The following is a 13510-nucleotide window of genomic DNA, read 5'->3' as shown; positions in this document are numbered from 1 at the left end:
ACTGCGTTAAATCGCGGTTGAGGGGATTTACTGCATGAGCGAGCATGTCGGACAATCTCTTATGAATCCGGATCAATCTGGCGTTCGGGCCGTCTCCTGCACTGAAGACAATGTGGATGTGCTGGCGATAGTGAAGTCACATTGCGACTTTCTCTGGCTGCAACACCTGACCGCCGCTGAGTCGGATATCCAACTGTACTGGTGCAACAGCATTCCCATGGCCATGGACATACTGCGCAAACGCAAGTTTGACATGGTGCTGTGGGAGGAAAACCAGTTTGACGGCGACAAGGACAGTTTTCTACGCATCCTGTCTCATCATGCCGATGCGCCAGTCATTGCGTTGGGGCCCTTCGCTGAGGAACGGCGCGCCCGGAGCCTGATTCTGGCCGGCGCCGCGGACTACTTGTGTAAATCCTCCCTGGACGCCTCTTTGCTGGTGCGGGCGCTGCGTCGGGCCTGGTATCGCGAGCTGTATCGCCTCGACTTTGAAATGCGCGAGCAATTGGACAGCCTGACCGGCATCCTGGATCGCGCCCGCTTCTATGATCGCCTGCATCAGGCGATTCTGCGCGCGGAGCGGGTTAAGCATCGGGTTGGCCTGATATTCGTGAATGTGGATGAATTCCGCACTGTGAATCAGTCCCTGGGGTATCGGGCGGGGGACATTCTGATCAAGATGATGGCGGCGCGATTGCGCCAGGTGTTGCGGCGCTCCGACTGCCTGGCCCGGGTGGGAGGGGATGAGTTCGCCGTCATTCTTGAAGATGGTCAGGAAAGTTTCAGCCTGATCAATGTGGCCAAAAAAATGGCTAACGTTTTCGAACAGGCCTTCGTCGTCAATCAGCATCCGGTGAATTTGACCGCATCCATGGGTATGGCGGTGTTTCCAGAGTCTGGCGACAGCGCGGATTTACTGCTTCGCCGCGCCAATCAGGCGATGTTCGACGCCAAAAAAGAGCATGGCGTCAGTTATCGCTTTTTCAATGATCGCATGAATCGTGAACTGGATATGCGCCTGGAGCTGGAGACCGAGTTCCGGCAGGCGCTGCGCGGCGACAAGCTGGACCTCTACTATCAACCCAAGATCGACGTGCGCAGTGGCGAAGTGGTGGGCATGGAAGCGCTGGTGCGCTGGCCCCATCCGCGTCTGGGCGTGCTGACGCCTGCGGCTTTTATCGCCGCCGCCGAGCGCAGCAGTCTGATAATTCCCATGGGATATTGGGTGCTGGAGCGCGCCTGCCGGGATCTCAATATGTTGCAGACAATGGGGTATGACGACCTGGTGTGTGCGGTGAACCTGTCGTTCCGACAGTTTTTCGACAGGCGTTTGTCGGAAACAGTCTTCCGCATTATCTATAACGCCAATATCGACACCACCAAGTTCGAGTTCGAGCTGACCGAGTCCGCGATGATGTTTGACCGGGACTACACGCTCAAATGCCTGAAAGAGTTGACTCATCTGGGGCTGCGCTTCGCGCTGGACGACTTCGGAACGGGCTACTCCTCGTTCACCAACTTGCGCAACCTGCCTATCTCCACGGTGAAGATAGACAAGTCCTTTATCGAGAACGTCTGCACGATTGCTGAAGACGCCACTCTGGTCAGTGGGATGATCTCGCTGGCGCATAGTCTTTCCATGACCGTTGTCGCCGAAGGCGTAGAGAAACCTGAGCAGTTGGAATTTCTGCGCCAGCATAACTGCGATCAGGCCCAAGGCTACTGGTTCGCGCGCCCGTTGCCTTTCCATGAATTCTGCGATTTTCTGCAGGTGGCCGGCGACCTGCGCCGCTTGCGCAAGCAGTAATGAGTAAGGACTGGCCTGTCCAAACCGCATTCCCCCTGTCTGTTTTGGCTCTTCTTGTTTGAGGCCTGATCTATATAATGGGACGCCCGGAATATAAGACTGTCGGCCGTCCCCCTGTGTCGAAGGCGTCGCCCAAGGCCTGTTGTAACTGCAATGGCCGTTGATTGATAAGGAATTTCTTGAGTAAAAGGACGGGGCTGCGCAAGACTTCGACCCCTATAGACAATGGGAGAGCGAGCTGGCGAAATTCAGCAGATATTATGCAAAGAACTGAGTAAACAGGTTTTTAATGGAAAAGATTTATCGCGTTATCGCCCAAGAACTCAACGCCAAAACCGAACAGGTTGCGGCGGCCGTCACGCTGCTAGATGAAGGGGCTACCGTTCCATTTATCTCCCGTTATCGTAAGGAAGTCACTGGCGGTCTTGATGACACCCAGATGCGTCACTTGGAAGACCGTTTACGCTACCTGCGTGAAATGGAAGATCGGCGGCAGACTATCCTGAGCAGCATTGAGGAGCAGGGCAAACTCACCGACGAGTTGCGCGCGCAGATCATCGATGCGGACACCAAGAACCGCCTGGAGGATTTGTATCTCCCATATAAACCCAAACGCCGCACCAAAGCGCAGATCGCCAAAGAAGCAGGATTGGAGCCGTTGGCGGAACAGCTGCTGGCGGACCCCACGCTGGTTCCTGAAACTCTGGCGGAAGGCTTTGTTGATGCGGATAAAGGCGTCGCCGATGTTAAAGCCGCGTTGGAAGGCGCGCGTTACATCCTGATGGAGCGCTTTGCGGAAGACGCCGAATTGATCGGCCGCCTGCGAGAACATCTCTGGGGGCAGGGCGTATTGAAAGTGGCCGTCGTAGAGGGCAAAGAACAGGACGGCGCCAAATTCCGCGATTACTTCGAACACCAGGAGCCGCTGAAAGGCGTTCCCTCACACCGCGCGCTGGCGGTTTTTCGCGGCCGCAACGAAGGCGTGCTGAGCTTTCAGATCGTGTTGCCGGACGAGCCTGAGTCCCGGCTGGAGCCGCATCCCTGTGAAAACATCGTCGCCGCGCACTGGCGCATCTCCGACAAAGGCCGCGCCGCCGATGGCTGGCTCAAGGATGTGGTGCGCTGGACTTGGCGCGTCAAGCTGCTGACGCAGTTGGAAACCGACTTGATGGGTAGAATTCGCGAGCGTGCGGAAGAAGAGGCCATCAATGTATTCGGCAGCAATCTCAAGGACCTGCTGCTGGCGGCGCCGGCGGGCGCCAAGGCCACCATGGGGTTGGACCCCGGTCTGCGCACAGGCGTTAAAGTGGCGGTGATCGACGCCACCGGTAAGTTTGTCGATCACGCGACGATATATCCTCATGCGCCGAAAAATCAGTGGTCGCAATCCATCGCGCAATTGGCGGCTCTGTGCGCCAAGCACAAAGTGGAGCTGGTCAGTATCGGCAACGGGACGGCTTCCAGAGAAACCGACAAGCTGGTCGCCGATCTGATCAAACAGTTCCCGCAACTGAAACTGACCAAAATTATGGTCAATGAATCCGGCGCTTCGATTTATTCCGCTTCTGAATACGCCGCAAAAGAATTTCCGGATCTGGACGTTACCATCCGCGGCGCGGTCTCTATTGCGCGACGCTTGCAGGACCCGCTGGCCGAACTGGTGAAAATCGATCCCAAATCCATCGGAGTGGGCCAATATCAGCACGACGTCAGCCAAACGCAGCTGGCGCGTACCTTGGATGCGGTGGTGGAAGACTGTGTTAACGCGGTGGGCGTAGACGTCAATACCGCCTCTGCGCCGTTGTTGGCGCGAGTGGCGGGTCTGAACCAGACGCTGGCGGGCAACATTGTGGCCTATCGCGACGCCAAGGGCGCGTTTCTGAATCGTCAGCAACTGCTTAAAGTACCGCGTCTGGGAGACAAGACCTACGAACAGGCCGCCGGCTTCCTGCGCATCATGAACGGCGACAACCCGCTGGACGCCTCGGCGGTGCACCCGGAAGCCTATGTAGTGGTAAATAAAATCGCAGAAAAAAATGGCCGGGACTTGCGATCCCTGGTTGGCGACACCACATTCTTACGCAGCCTGAAAGCGAATGACTATGTGGATGAACATTTTGGCGTTCCCACGGTCAAAGATATTCTGACCGAGCTGGATAAACCGGGCCGCGATCCGCGCCCTGAATTCAAGTTCGCGCAGTACCAGGAAGGCGTTGAGGATATTAAAGACCTTAAGCCCGGCATGGTGTTGGAAGGCGCTGTCACCAACGTGACCAACTTCGGCGCGTTTGTGGATATCGGCGTGCATCAGGATGGCCTGGTGCATATCTCCGCTCTGTCGCACAAGTTCGTCAAAGACCCCAGGGAAGTGGTCAAAGCGGGCGACATAGTGAAGGTGAAGGTTATCGAAGTGGACGCGGCGCGTAAGCGTATCGCTTTAACCATGCGCCTGGACGACGAAGTGCAAAGCGGCGCCAGCGCAGGCGCTCGCGACGCCGGACGGCAGCCTCAAAAACAAAAGAGGAATGCCGGTAACGAATCCGCTGCGGGAGGCATGGGCTCGTTCGGCGCCTTGTTGTTGAAAGCGCAGAAGCAGCAACCAGGAAAGAAAGGCTAGTATTTAAATATAACTGCCGTGATTCCAGGGACGGTCGCATCTGCGGAGATTTTTGCGCGCTCTCTGCGGGTTTCGCCGGGAGCGACGCGGCGGCGAAGGCGGGGAGAGTGTTCTCTCCTCCAATATTAGTTCCTGGAGCAAGGAATCGTGCATGAGTGAGAAGTTAGCGGCGCGACTGGAAAAGTTGAGACGTCGTCACCCCCAAGCGCTGGCGGATATCTATCGCGGTATAGAAAAGGAAGGTCTGCGCGTCGACAGTAAGGGCTTCATCGCCCAGTCCGACCATCCGCAGGCGTTGGGCTCCGCATTGACCCACCCGAATATCACCACGGATTATTCTGAAGCGTTGCTGGAGTTGATCACTCCGGTGACTCGTGAAGTGGATGAACTGCTGACCTCTCTGCAGGAAATACATCAGTTCGTACACGCCAATCTGCCTGCGGGCGAATCCCTGTGGGCGGGCAGCATGCCCAGTCTGTTGGATGGGGATGAAAGTATTCGCATCGCGGAATACGGCGAGTCCAACCTGGGTAAAATCAAGCACGTCTATCGACGCGGGTTGGCTTATCGTTACGGCCGCATTATGCAGAGCATCGCCGGCGTGCATTTCAACTTCTCCTTGGGAGATGATTTCTGGCGCGCTTATCAGGAAGTGCTGGCGCAAAGCGCGCCGCTGCAGGAATTTAAATCAGAGAGCTATTTCTCATTGATTCGCAATTTCCGCCGTTGGTCCTGGCTGTTGATGTATCTGTTCGGCGCCTCGCCGGCGTTGGACCGCAGTTTCCTGAATGGTCGCGATCATAAGCTGGATCAATTTGGGACCGACACCCTGGGATTACCTCATGCGACCTCTTTACGGATGAGCGATCTGGGGTACCAGAATAATGCGCAGTCGTCGCTGAAGATCTGTTTTAATCACCTCAGCACCTACGTCAAAACCCTGTATGACGCCACGCACACGCCGTTTCCTCGTTACGAGGCGATCGGCTTGCAGCGGGATGGCGAATACATTCAGCTTAACGCCAACCTGTTGCAGATCGAAAACGAGTACTACAACACCATCCGGCCCAAGCGGGTGACTCAGAGCGGCGAGAAGCCGATCCAGGCGCTCAAGCGCCGCGGGATTGAGTACATTGAAGTGCGCTGCCTTGATTTGGACCCGTTCTCGCCTATCGGCGTGAGCGAGTCGCAAATCCGTTTTCTGGACGCCTTCCTGTTGACCTGCTTGCTGTCTGACAGCGCTAAGATCGTGGATGAAGAATGTTCGATCATTGAAGAGAACTTCCTGACCGCGGTCTCTCGAGGGCGCGCCACAGACGTTGAGCTGGTGCGTTTGCTGCAGAATGATTACGTTCAGGGCGGCCTCCAGGAATGGGCGTCGCGCATTCTGGAGCAGGTCGAATTATGCGCCAGAGAGCTGGACGCCATTAAAGGCGGCGATAGCTATGCAGTGGCTGTACGTGACGCCAGGGCGAAAGTGAATGACCCCAGCCTGACGCCGTCCGCGCGCACCTATGCGGCGGTCTCCAACGGTCAGAGCTACGTTGACTGGACCCTGGCGATGTCGCAAGCGCATCATCAGACATTGATCGCAAATCCGTTGTCTCCAGAGCGTATGCAGCACTATGTTCGCGCCGGTGAACAGTCCTGGGCCGACGAAAGAGCGCTGCGGGAAGCGGACAACCTGTCTTTCGACGCCTATTTGAAACAGTATCTGACGTACGTCTAATCCTATCTGGTCTACTTTAAGCATGCCGGGATCGTGCAGGTCCCGGCTTGATTGATCTCTCCAGGCTCCGCGCCTCCTGCTTACCCTTGCTGAAATTGTCCGATCAACCATCGCGTCAACCAGTGCACATTTCCGAGCCATTCACCTTGTTCTACTCCTTTTGGCGTGCTACTTTTTGCCTGCTGTAACATAAGTTTACAATTTGCTACACTTTTTAGGCGTCAGAAGCTTTTTGTTATTGGTGTGTTGGATTATTGTTGTAATGCGACTAAGCCTATTGGCCTAATCCTGGGTCGCGAAGTAGCCAATGAATAAGCTCGCAGCCTGCTGCAGGGATTACTAAACAAGTCATCCACGACGCTGGCGGCGATATAACGATAAAAGCAAATCTGAACCATCAACTTAATTTGGCATGCGAATTGGGAGGCCGGGTATGGCCGCAGATCTATCTCTGAATTGGAATCTGGAAACGCTAAACAAGGCTTATCAGCAAGGATACATGGCGGGCGTCCTGGGTATGGAGCGGGTTAAATGCCCGTACCGAGGTGAAGTTGTCATCGCAGCCTGGGAGGCGGGCTGGGAAGACGGCGCTCAAGCAGGCGACAAGAAAGGGAAGGCGAGAACGGCCTGAGTCTGTCGAACCGAAGGGTCTCGCCGACGTCGCTGGTAATGGCGACGTCGGGGTCCGGTGCTTAAGAGGTCAGCGTTGCACTACAAAGTTGGTGAACAGCAGATCCTCCACCATTTTGCCTCCGGACTCTTCCTGCAGGAAGTCCTGCAGCGCCTGCAACGCTTCGGCTCGCAACTGTTCGCGGCCATCATTCGAGCCCATCACCTTTTCCGTTTGACGACTGAACATCAACACCAGCAGGTTGCGTAGCGCCGGCATATGGTGTTCCACCGCCGACGCCGCAGTGCGTGTGTTGACTCGTACGGAAACATCTATTTTGGCGAACTTCAGTTTGCTGCTGGGACCGTCGTAGTTAAGTACGAACGAGGGCTTCAGATCGATATATTGCACCAGGTCATCCTGACCTTCCGCGTATGCGCCGGACGCCGTCGCCAGGGCGATGATCGCCAGCAGCGCAAGCAGACGGATGTCCCGCGGAAACGCGTGCTTGAATACCATGGAAGGCGTCCTCTTGATTAAACTTTGGTTATTTCGAGCCTAGACAAGGCCTTGGAGAGCGTCAAATGGTTTTCGCGTCTTGCAAGCAAAGTTTATTCTCAGCAAAATCGAAAACCGTTTTGACACGCTACTCTACCAGGAGAACAGGAGATCTCATGCCCGCATGGCTCACTAACCGAACGATTTACTTCCTGTGTTTTCTGGCTATCGCCGGACTAATGGGATTCGCTTTCTACCTGCAATACGTGAAAGATCTTGAGCCGTGTCCATTGTGTATGGCGCAGCGTATCGCGTTTGTGCTGGCGGGACTGGTGTTTCTTGCGGCGGCGCTGCATAACCCGAAGAACACGGGAACAACGGTTTATGCATTCCTGGGTTGGGTGACCACATTGGGCGGCGCGGCGCTGGCGACGCGTCAGTTATGGCTGCAGAGTCTGCCGGCGGATCAGGTGCCTGCGTGCGGTCCCGGTTTGGAGTATATGCTGGAGGCTTTTCCATTCTCGGAAGTGTTGACGATGATGCTTACCGGCACTGGCGAATGCGCTGAGGTGCAGTGGACGTTTCTGGGGTTAAGCATACCCGGCTGGACGCTGGTCGCTTTCATTGGTTTTACCGCCGTCTGGGCTTTCGCATGGGTGCGCAGGCCGCGTTGAACGTGGTTTGGTAAAACATTGAAAAAGGAATTCGGTACGCTTGTTTAGCAAACGAGTGATCGCGTATAGTTGGAAGCCACTATTAAAAATACTTATAACACTAACGGCTAGCACAGATAGATAGAGATAAGGGTGAGGTCATGCTGGAAAATTGCCAAAACGCCAAAGAGCGATGGGGTGGCGTCAGTGAAATAATCGACCGCTGGCTTAAGGAGAGGCAAGACCTGATCGTGCGTTATTGCGATCTGGTTGGTAAGAGCAAGTTTGACGATGTGGAATCAGCGGTAAAAAACTTTAAGACGTTCTGCCAAGTGCTGTTGGATTACGTTTCCGCAGGCCACTTTGAAGTGTACGAGCAATTAATCGAAGAAGCTCGCGAGTTTAACGACGGCGGTATGGAACTGGTGAAAGAGCTGTATCCTAAGATCCAGTCCACCACTGAAGCTGCGCTGGACTATAACGACCGGTTTGATAAAACGCCGGAAGAGTTGTCGGAGCTGAATGCGCTGTTGCCTGAACTCTCCAGATTGGGCGAACGCCTTGAAGAGCGTTTCGAACTGGAAGATATGCTGATCGAAAAGCTGCATAACGCTCACGCTGACCAAGTCGCCTGAACCGGCCCAAATCATGAAAGCCGGTCGCCTCAGGCGGTCGGCTTGTTCTAAGCTGTTAATTTTTCACAAATAATTTTGCCTATCATATAAGGTTGTCTAAACTTCCTTAATCAACCTTGAATTCAGTCTCGACCACCTGACTCAGTATGCGCGCCCCAAGGACTTACCTGTGGAAATCCCTGTCGCTGATTTTATCAGTCTTTTTGCTGCTTTCCGGCTGTGGCGGCAAAGGCCCTGAAAGTTCATTAAAAGTGGCGCAACAAGGGTTGCTCAGCGCCGGGCTTTCCGCCGACGCAGGTTATGCGCTTATCGGCTCGTTGCAGCATGGCGGTAGTTTGTGGGGGGTGGGCAAAAATGAGCGGCTATACAACTGGAATCATGAACAGGGAGAGTTCAGCACCATCCGCGCAGTAGCGATGGCGGACGACGCTAAGCTGGCCATTACTGCTGTCGATGCGGATCTGGCTGTTTGGAATGTGTTGGATGGGCGCTCGCTCAACTTTTGGCGTGCGCCGGATAAAATCTCCAGTATCGCCATTGGTCCGAATAATAAATACGCTTTGCTTGGCATGCGCAGCAACCAAGCGGTGTATTTTGATCTGGAAAAAGGTCAGGCCCGCTATGAGTTTCCTCATAAAGCGGAAGTAACGTCGGTGGATATTTCCGGCGACAGCCGTTGGGCGATTACTGGCTCGGATGATCAGAGCGCGCGCCTGTGGCGCTTGGACACGGGCGCATTGATGCATACCTTCTCTCACTCCAACCAGGTAAAAACCGTTGCGCTCTCCAATGACGGCGCTTTGGCGTTTTCCTCCGCACAGAGAGAAGACGCGGTGATCTGGGACACCATCAGCGGCGACGCCAAAGCCAAGCTTTCCTATCGCTATGAGAACTTCACCAGCGCCCGATTTTCCGAGGACGGACGTCGTCTATTGCTAGGCACTTTCCGTGGCGATATCTACCTTGTTGACGCCGTGAACGGCAATGAAATCGGATACTGGTCCGCCAAGGCAAGACGTATCTGGGGCCCCGCAAGCAGCGGGGCGGTGTTGGACATGGCGTTCGCCGCTAATGGAGAGGTGATCGCCATTACGTCCGACGGCATGCTGGAGCGCTTCAAGCTCTAGCTTCGTCACCTTACAAGGATGGACTGTACGCCTTTCACTATATCTTCCGGCTCTGCGCGCTTGGGAATTTCGATGCCTTTCTGCACGGCAGGCCGGGCGGCGATTTCCTGCACCCAACGAGTCAGGTGAGGCAGATCGACGATATCAACGCCAGACCAGTTATGCGTGCGCACCCAGGCCCAGTTGGCGATATCTGCGATGGAGTAGTCGCCCGCCAGAAATTGGTTTTCCGCCAAATGTCCGTCCAGTACGCCGAAAAGCCGTTTCACCTCATTCTGATAACGGTCTATAGCAGGTTGCAGCTTTTCCGGGAAGTAACGGAAGAACACGTTGGCCTGTCCCATCATGGGACCGATGCCCCCCATTTGAAACATCAGCCATTGTAGAACCTGTGACCGCTGCTTGGCGTCAGTGGGGTAAAATTCGCCCGATTTCTCGCCCAGATAAACCAGAATAGCGCCGGACTCGAATACCACAAAGTCATCATTATCCCGGTCCACGATGGTGGGGATGCGTCCGTTGGGGTTCAGCTTCAGGTATTCCGGCTGTTTCTGCACGCCGGAGCTCAAATCTATTGCGATCACAGTGTAGGGAAGAGCCATCTCTTCCAGGGCGATGCTGATTTTATGCCCGTTGGGAGTGGCGGCGGTATACAGGTCTATCATGAGATTGCTCCTTATGCGTCGCCCATGCGGCGACGTTCGCTATTTAAGCTTTGCTGGACGGCCGCGCAGCAACCGCGTCATACCAGCGCTGCAAATGAGTATGCTCTGGTTGAATTCGCTGTTGGATGACCTTGGCGAAGTCTACCGTACAGAACGCGCTGATATCGGCGATGCTGAAGTAATCGCCAGCCAGATAATCGTTATGCTCAAAATGGTTGTTCAATAGATTGAAAAACTTGGCGGACTTCTCACGACATAGCTCGCCCCATTCGGGAACCTGGCGCTTGAGCCCTTTGAAATAGTCGGATGTGTTTTGGAAACACATTCCGGTGGGAAACATGAAATAGAAATCACAGCGTCTGATCCACATCTCGACGATTGCTTTCTCTTTGGCGTCTCGTCCAAACAGTAGCGGCTCGGGCTGGACTTCTTCGAAGTAGCGGCAGATGGCGATGGATTCCGACAAGTGGGAGCCGTCGTCCAGCTCCAGTACGGGGAGCAGACCCAGCACATTTTTCTGTTTGAATTCAGGGCTGTATTGTTCTCCTTTCTGAATGTCGACTTCGACATACTCCATCGCAATGTCTTTTTCCGCCAGGAAAATTCTTACTCTGCGAGGATTGGGCGCGATCCGTGCCTGATAAATTTTCATTGTTCCGCCTTTTATTTTTGACTGATCGTTTAGAAATATAGATTTTTTCTAAATGTTCAGTCAAGAACTGCTTATAATGTAGACGACCTTTGTTTGAAAATCCGCTTAAGAGCCTGAGCAATCAGAAGAGATTAATGGGAAGACCTACCGCATTTGACCCACAAGAAAAACTGCATATCGCCATGAAGCTGTTCTGGAGGCAGGGCTTCGAAGCCACTTCGTTACAGCAGTTGTGTGACGAACTGGAATTGAACCGCTTCAGTATCTATAACACCTTTGGCGACAAGCGGGCCCTGTTTCACTTAACGCTTGACCATTATTTGAATACGGTAATACGGCGTATCGCTGCGCCTTTATTGCACGATGAGGCTGCGCTGGAAGCGGTCGTAGAGTACCTGGCGGGGTTGAGCGCAGTGCTTTGCAGCGAAGGCGGCCGAGTTGGCTGCTATGTTCAAAATGCGGGTTCTGAGATGGGGGGCGTGGACGAACTAGTGCAGAAAAAAGTGGATGACTGGCTGCGCCAGTTGGAGATGCTATTGGCTCGGGCTCTGGTCCGTGCGCGGGACAATAATGGCTTGCGTGGGGATGTGGATGCGGAAGCCGCCGCCTGTTACCTGGTGAGCGTGACTCAGGGGCTGATCGCTCTGCGCCGCACCTGCAGCAGACAATGCCGGGTGGAGAACGCATTCACATTCCTTATGCAGGAAGTAAAAGGCTGGGCGGTCTAGCGCCGCTGAGGACGGTTAATAATCAGACGTATGGATGCGCCTGCGCGGCCAGCCGCGGGAGGCTGGGCCTGACATGGGCAGGCCCTGTCGTTGCAGACAAATAATAGTTGGCGCAAGTTCAGTTAGCATTCAGGTTGACTGCATTAATCTGACCCCATCAGATAAGCGCAAGGAGATTCATTCATGAAAATCAAAACACTGGCCGTCGCCGCACTTTCAGTTACCCTGGCCACGCCGGCTCTTGCTGGCGGCCGTCACCACCGCGGCGGCGCTGAATACGATTACGCCAAAGTGGTGGATGTAGAGCCTATCACTAAATCCGTTGAGCATCGCACGCCTCGCGAGTCCTGCTGGACTGAACAGGTTCGCCACGAAGCGCCGCGTCAGTCTTCCGACTCATACACCGGCACTATTCTGGGCGGCGTGATCGGCGGAGCCATCGGTAATGCGGTAGGGCACAAGAAACGCAATAAGCAGGTTGGAACCGCTGTCGGCGCGATACTGGGCGCGTCCATCGGACATGATATTTCCAATCGGGGATCAACCTCTTATTCCCAGTCCTACTACACCAATGAAAGACGCTGCGAAACCACCTACGACGTGGAATATGTGCAGGAGACTATGGGATACTGGGTGACCTATAAGTATCAGGGACGCGAATACCGCACCCGCATGGACCAATACCCGGGTGACCGCATTCGTATCAGAGTGACTGTGGAGCCCGCCTGATTGGTTGGCGGGCGGCCCTCTACGAGAAGCTGAACCATGACCAGAACATTGCTCTTAACATCCATTTTACTGACAGCCTGGCTGCATACCCCGGCTGCGTTGGCCGCTCCGGCCTTCGGTTATTCACCCTCGCAAGCGGACACCTTGTTGCTGGCGGACGTGAGTGAGCAGGACGCCGCCAGTCTCGTGCGTCAGGTAAGTGGAGGACGGGTGCTGAAAGTTGAGTCCCAGGGCGATGTCTATCGGGTGAAAGTTTTGCTTCCCAACGGAGTGGTGAAAACCTACGTAGTTGAGCGCAGCTCGGGAAGAGTCAGCTAACGGGGCGTCAACTCCGATAAAGCGACAGGGTATAGGAAGTTAGCGGGAATCAAGCATGCGAATATTATTGGTCGAAGACGAAGCGTTGTTACGTGGCCAATTACGGGACGAGCTGGTTAAACATGGCTATGCCGTAGACACGGCGGAAGACGGCGAGGTCGCCGCTTATCTGGGTAAAGAAAACCCTTATGACCTTGCCGTCGTCGACCTGGGCCTGCCCAAACGCACCGGCCTGGAGGTGATCCAGGAGTGGCGCGGCATGGGCAAGGAGTTTCCCATTCTCATCCTTACCGCTCGCGGACACTGGCAGGATAAAGTCAGCGGCCTGGAGGCCGGCGCTGACGACTATCTGGTGAAACCTTTTCACGTCGCCGAATTAATGGCGCGGCTGGGCGCCCTGCTGAGACGCTCTTCCGGGTTCAGCAGTCCAGTGATTCAGGCTGGCCCTATGACCCTGGATACCCGCGCCAAGCTGGTGCAAATCGACGGTTCCGCTCTGGAGCTGACGGCTTACGAATACAACACGCTTGAATATCTGGTGCATCGCGCTGGTCAGGCCGTGTCCAAAACTGAATTGACGGAGCATCTGTACGCGCAGGACTTTGATCGCGACAGCAATGTCATAGAAGTTTTCATCGGCCGCTTACGCAAAAAGCTGGACCCGGATGGGGTCAACAAGCCGATCACCACCTTGCGCGGACAGGGCTACCGGTTTAACTGGTCGCCACAGAAGACCGCCTGA

General features: G+C 54.8%; 14 protein-coding genes. 11 read left to right on the top strand and 3 right to left on the bottom strand.

Going from position 1 to position 13510, the window contains the following annotated elements:
• Positions 1 to 34 precede the first annotated feature (34 nt).
• The 4 genes from HCH_RS29010 (at position 35) to rmf (ending at position 6784) form a co-directional block, all read left to right on the top strand.
• A complete protein-coding gene (locus HCH_RS29010; RefSeq protein ID WP_011400121.1) occupies positions 35 to 1807 on the top strand; it encodes a GGDEF/EAL domain-containing response regulator in 1773 nt (590 codons plus the stop codon).
• Between the two features lie 289 nt (positions 1808 to 2096).
• On the top strand, positions 2097 to 4424 hold the full coding sequence (locus HCH_RS29005; RefSeq protein ID WP_011400120.1) for a Tex family protein: 2328 nt from the start codon (positions 2097 to 2099) through the stop codon (positions 4422 to 4424).
• Positions 4425 to 4575: 151 nt separating this feature from the next.
• Positions 4576 to 6153 (top strand): glutamate--cysteine ligase, encoded by a 1578-nt coding sequence (gene gshA / locus HCH_RS29000; protein ID WP_011400119.1) that lies wholly within the window; start codon positions 4576 to 4578, stop codon positions 6151 to 6153.
• 433 nt (positions 6154 to 6586) lie between these two features.
• Positions 6587 to 6784: a ribosome modulation factor gene (gene rmf / locus HCH_RS28995; protein WP_011400118.1), complete on the top strand. Its 198-nt coding sequence runs from the start codon at positions 6587 to 6589 to the stop codon at positions 6782 to 6784.
• 69 nt (positions 6785 to 6853) lie between these two features.
• On the opposite strand, the gene HCH_RS28990 is transcribed toward rmf, so the two are convergent.
• Positions 6854 to 7282 (bottom strand): flagellar basal body-associated FliL family protein, encoded by a 429-nt coding sequence (locus HCH_RS28990; RefSeq protein WP_011400117.1) that lies wholly within the window; start codon positions 7280 to 7282, stop codon positions 6854 to 6856.
• A gap of 155 nt (positions 7283 to 7437) precedes the next feature.
• Here HCH_RS28990 and HCH_RS28985 point away from each other — a divergent pair, with 155 nt between their 5' ends.
• The 3 genes from HCH_RS28985 to HCH_RS28975 all read left to right on the top strand — a co-directional run bounded on the left by HCH_RS28985 (position 7438) and on the right by HCH_RS28975 (position 9676).
• Positions 7438 to 7935: a disulfide bond formation protein B gene (locus HCH_RS28985; protein ID WP_011400115.1), complete on the top strand. Its 498-nt coding sequence runs from the start codon at positions 7438 to 7440 to the stop codon at positions 7933 to 7935.
• 140 nt (positions 7936 to 8075) lie between these two features.
• Entirely contained in the window at positions 8076 to 8549 is a 474-nt protein-coding gene (locus HCH_RS28980) for an Rsd/AlgQ family anti-sigma factor (protein ID WP_011400114.1), read from the top strand.
• 146 nt (positions 8550 to 8695) lie between these two features.
• Positions 8696 to 9676: a WD40 repeat domain-containing protein gene (locus HCH_RS28975; RefSeq protein ID WP_011400113.1), complete on the top strand. Its 981-nt coding sequence runs from the start codon at positions 8696 to 8698 to the stop codon at positions 9674 to 9676.
• Between the two features lie 5 nt (positions 9677 to 9681).
• Here the strand turns inward: HCH_RS28975 and HCH_RS28970 are convergent, their stop codons facing one another.
• Both HCH_RS28970 and HCH_RS28965 read right to left on the bottom strand, forming a co-directional pair.
• Positions 9682 to 10341 (bottom strand): glutathione S-transferase family protein, encoded by a 660-nt coding sequence (locus tag HCH_RS28970; RefSeq protein WP_011400112.1) that lies wholly within the window; start codon positions 10339 to 10341, stop codon positions 9682 to 9684.
• A gap of 43 nt (positions 10342 to 10384) precedes the next feature.
• Entirely contained in the window at positions 10385 to 10993 is a 609-nt protein-coding gene (locus HCH_RS28965; protein WP_011400111.1) for a glutathione S-transferase family protein, read from the bottom strand.
• Positions 10994 to 11127: 134 nt separating this feature from the next.
• On the opposite strand from HCH_RS28965, the gene HCH_RS28960 reads away from it, so the two are divergent.
• The 4 genes from HCH_RS28960 (at position 11128) to HCH_RS28945 (ending at position 13510) form a co-directional block, all read left to right on the top strand.
• Positions 11128 to 11721 (top strand): TetR/AcrR family transcriptional regulator, encoded by a 594-nt coding sequence (locus tag HCH_RS28960; RefSeq protein WP_011400110.1) that lies wholly within the window; start codon positions 11128 to 11130, stop codon positions 11719 to 11721.
• Between the two features lie 183 nt (positions 11722 to 11904).
• Positions 11905 to 12450, top strand: coding sequence for a glycine zipper 2TM domain-containing protein (locus HCH_RS28955; protein ID WP_011400109.1), 546 nt, complete (start codon positions 11905 to 11907; stop codon positions 12448 to 12450).
• 36 nt (positions 12451 to 12486) lie between these two features.
• Positions 12487 to 12768: a PepSY domain-containing protein gene (locus HCH_RS28950; RefSeq protein ID WP_011400108.1), complete on the top strand. Its 282-nt coding sequence runs from the start codon at positions 12487 to 12489 to the stop codon at positions 12766 to 12768.
• A 55-nt stretch (positions 12769 to 12823) separates the two neighbouring features.
• Entirely contained in the window at positions 12824 to 13510 is a 687-nt protein-coding gene (locus HCH_RS28945; protein ID WP_011400107.1) for a response regulator transcription factor, read from the top strand.

This window comes from Hahella chejuensis KCTC 2396 (assembly GCF_000012985.1).
Taxonomy (GTDB): Bacteria; Pseudomonadota; Gammaproteobacteria; order Pseudomonadales; family Oleiphilaceae; genus Hahella; species Hahella chejuensis.
Note: the sequence above shows the minus strand (reverse complement) of the source record. Positions and strands in the feature narration are given on the sequence as shown.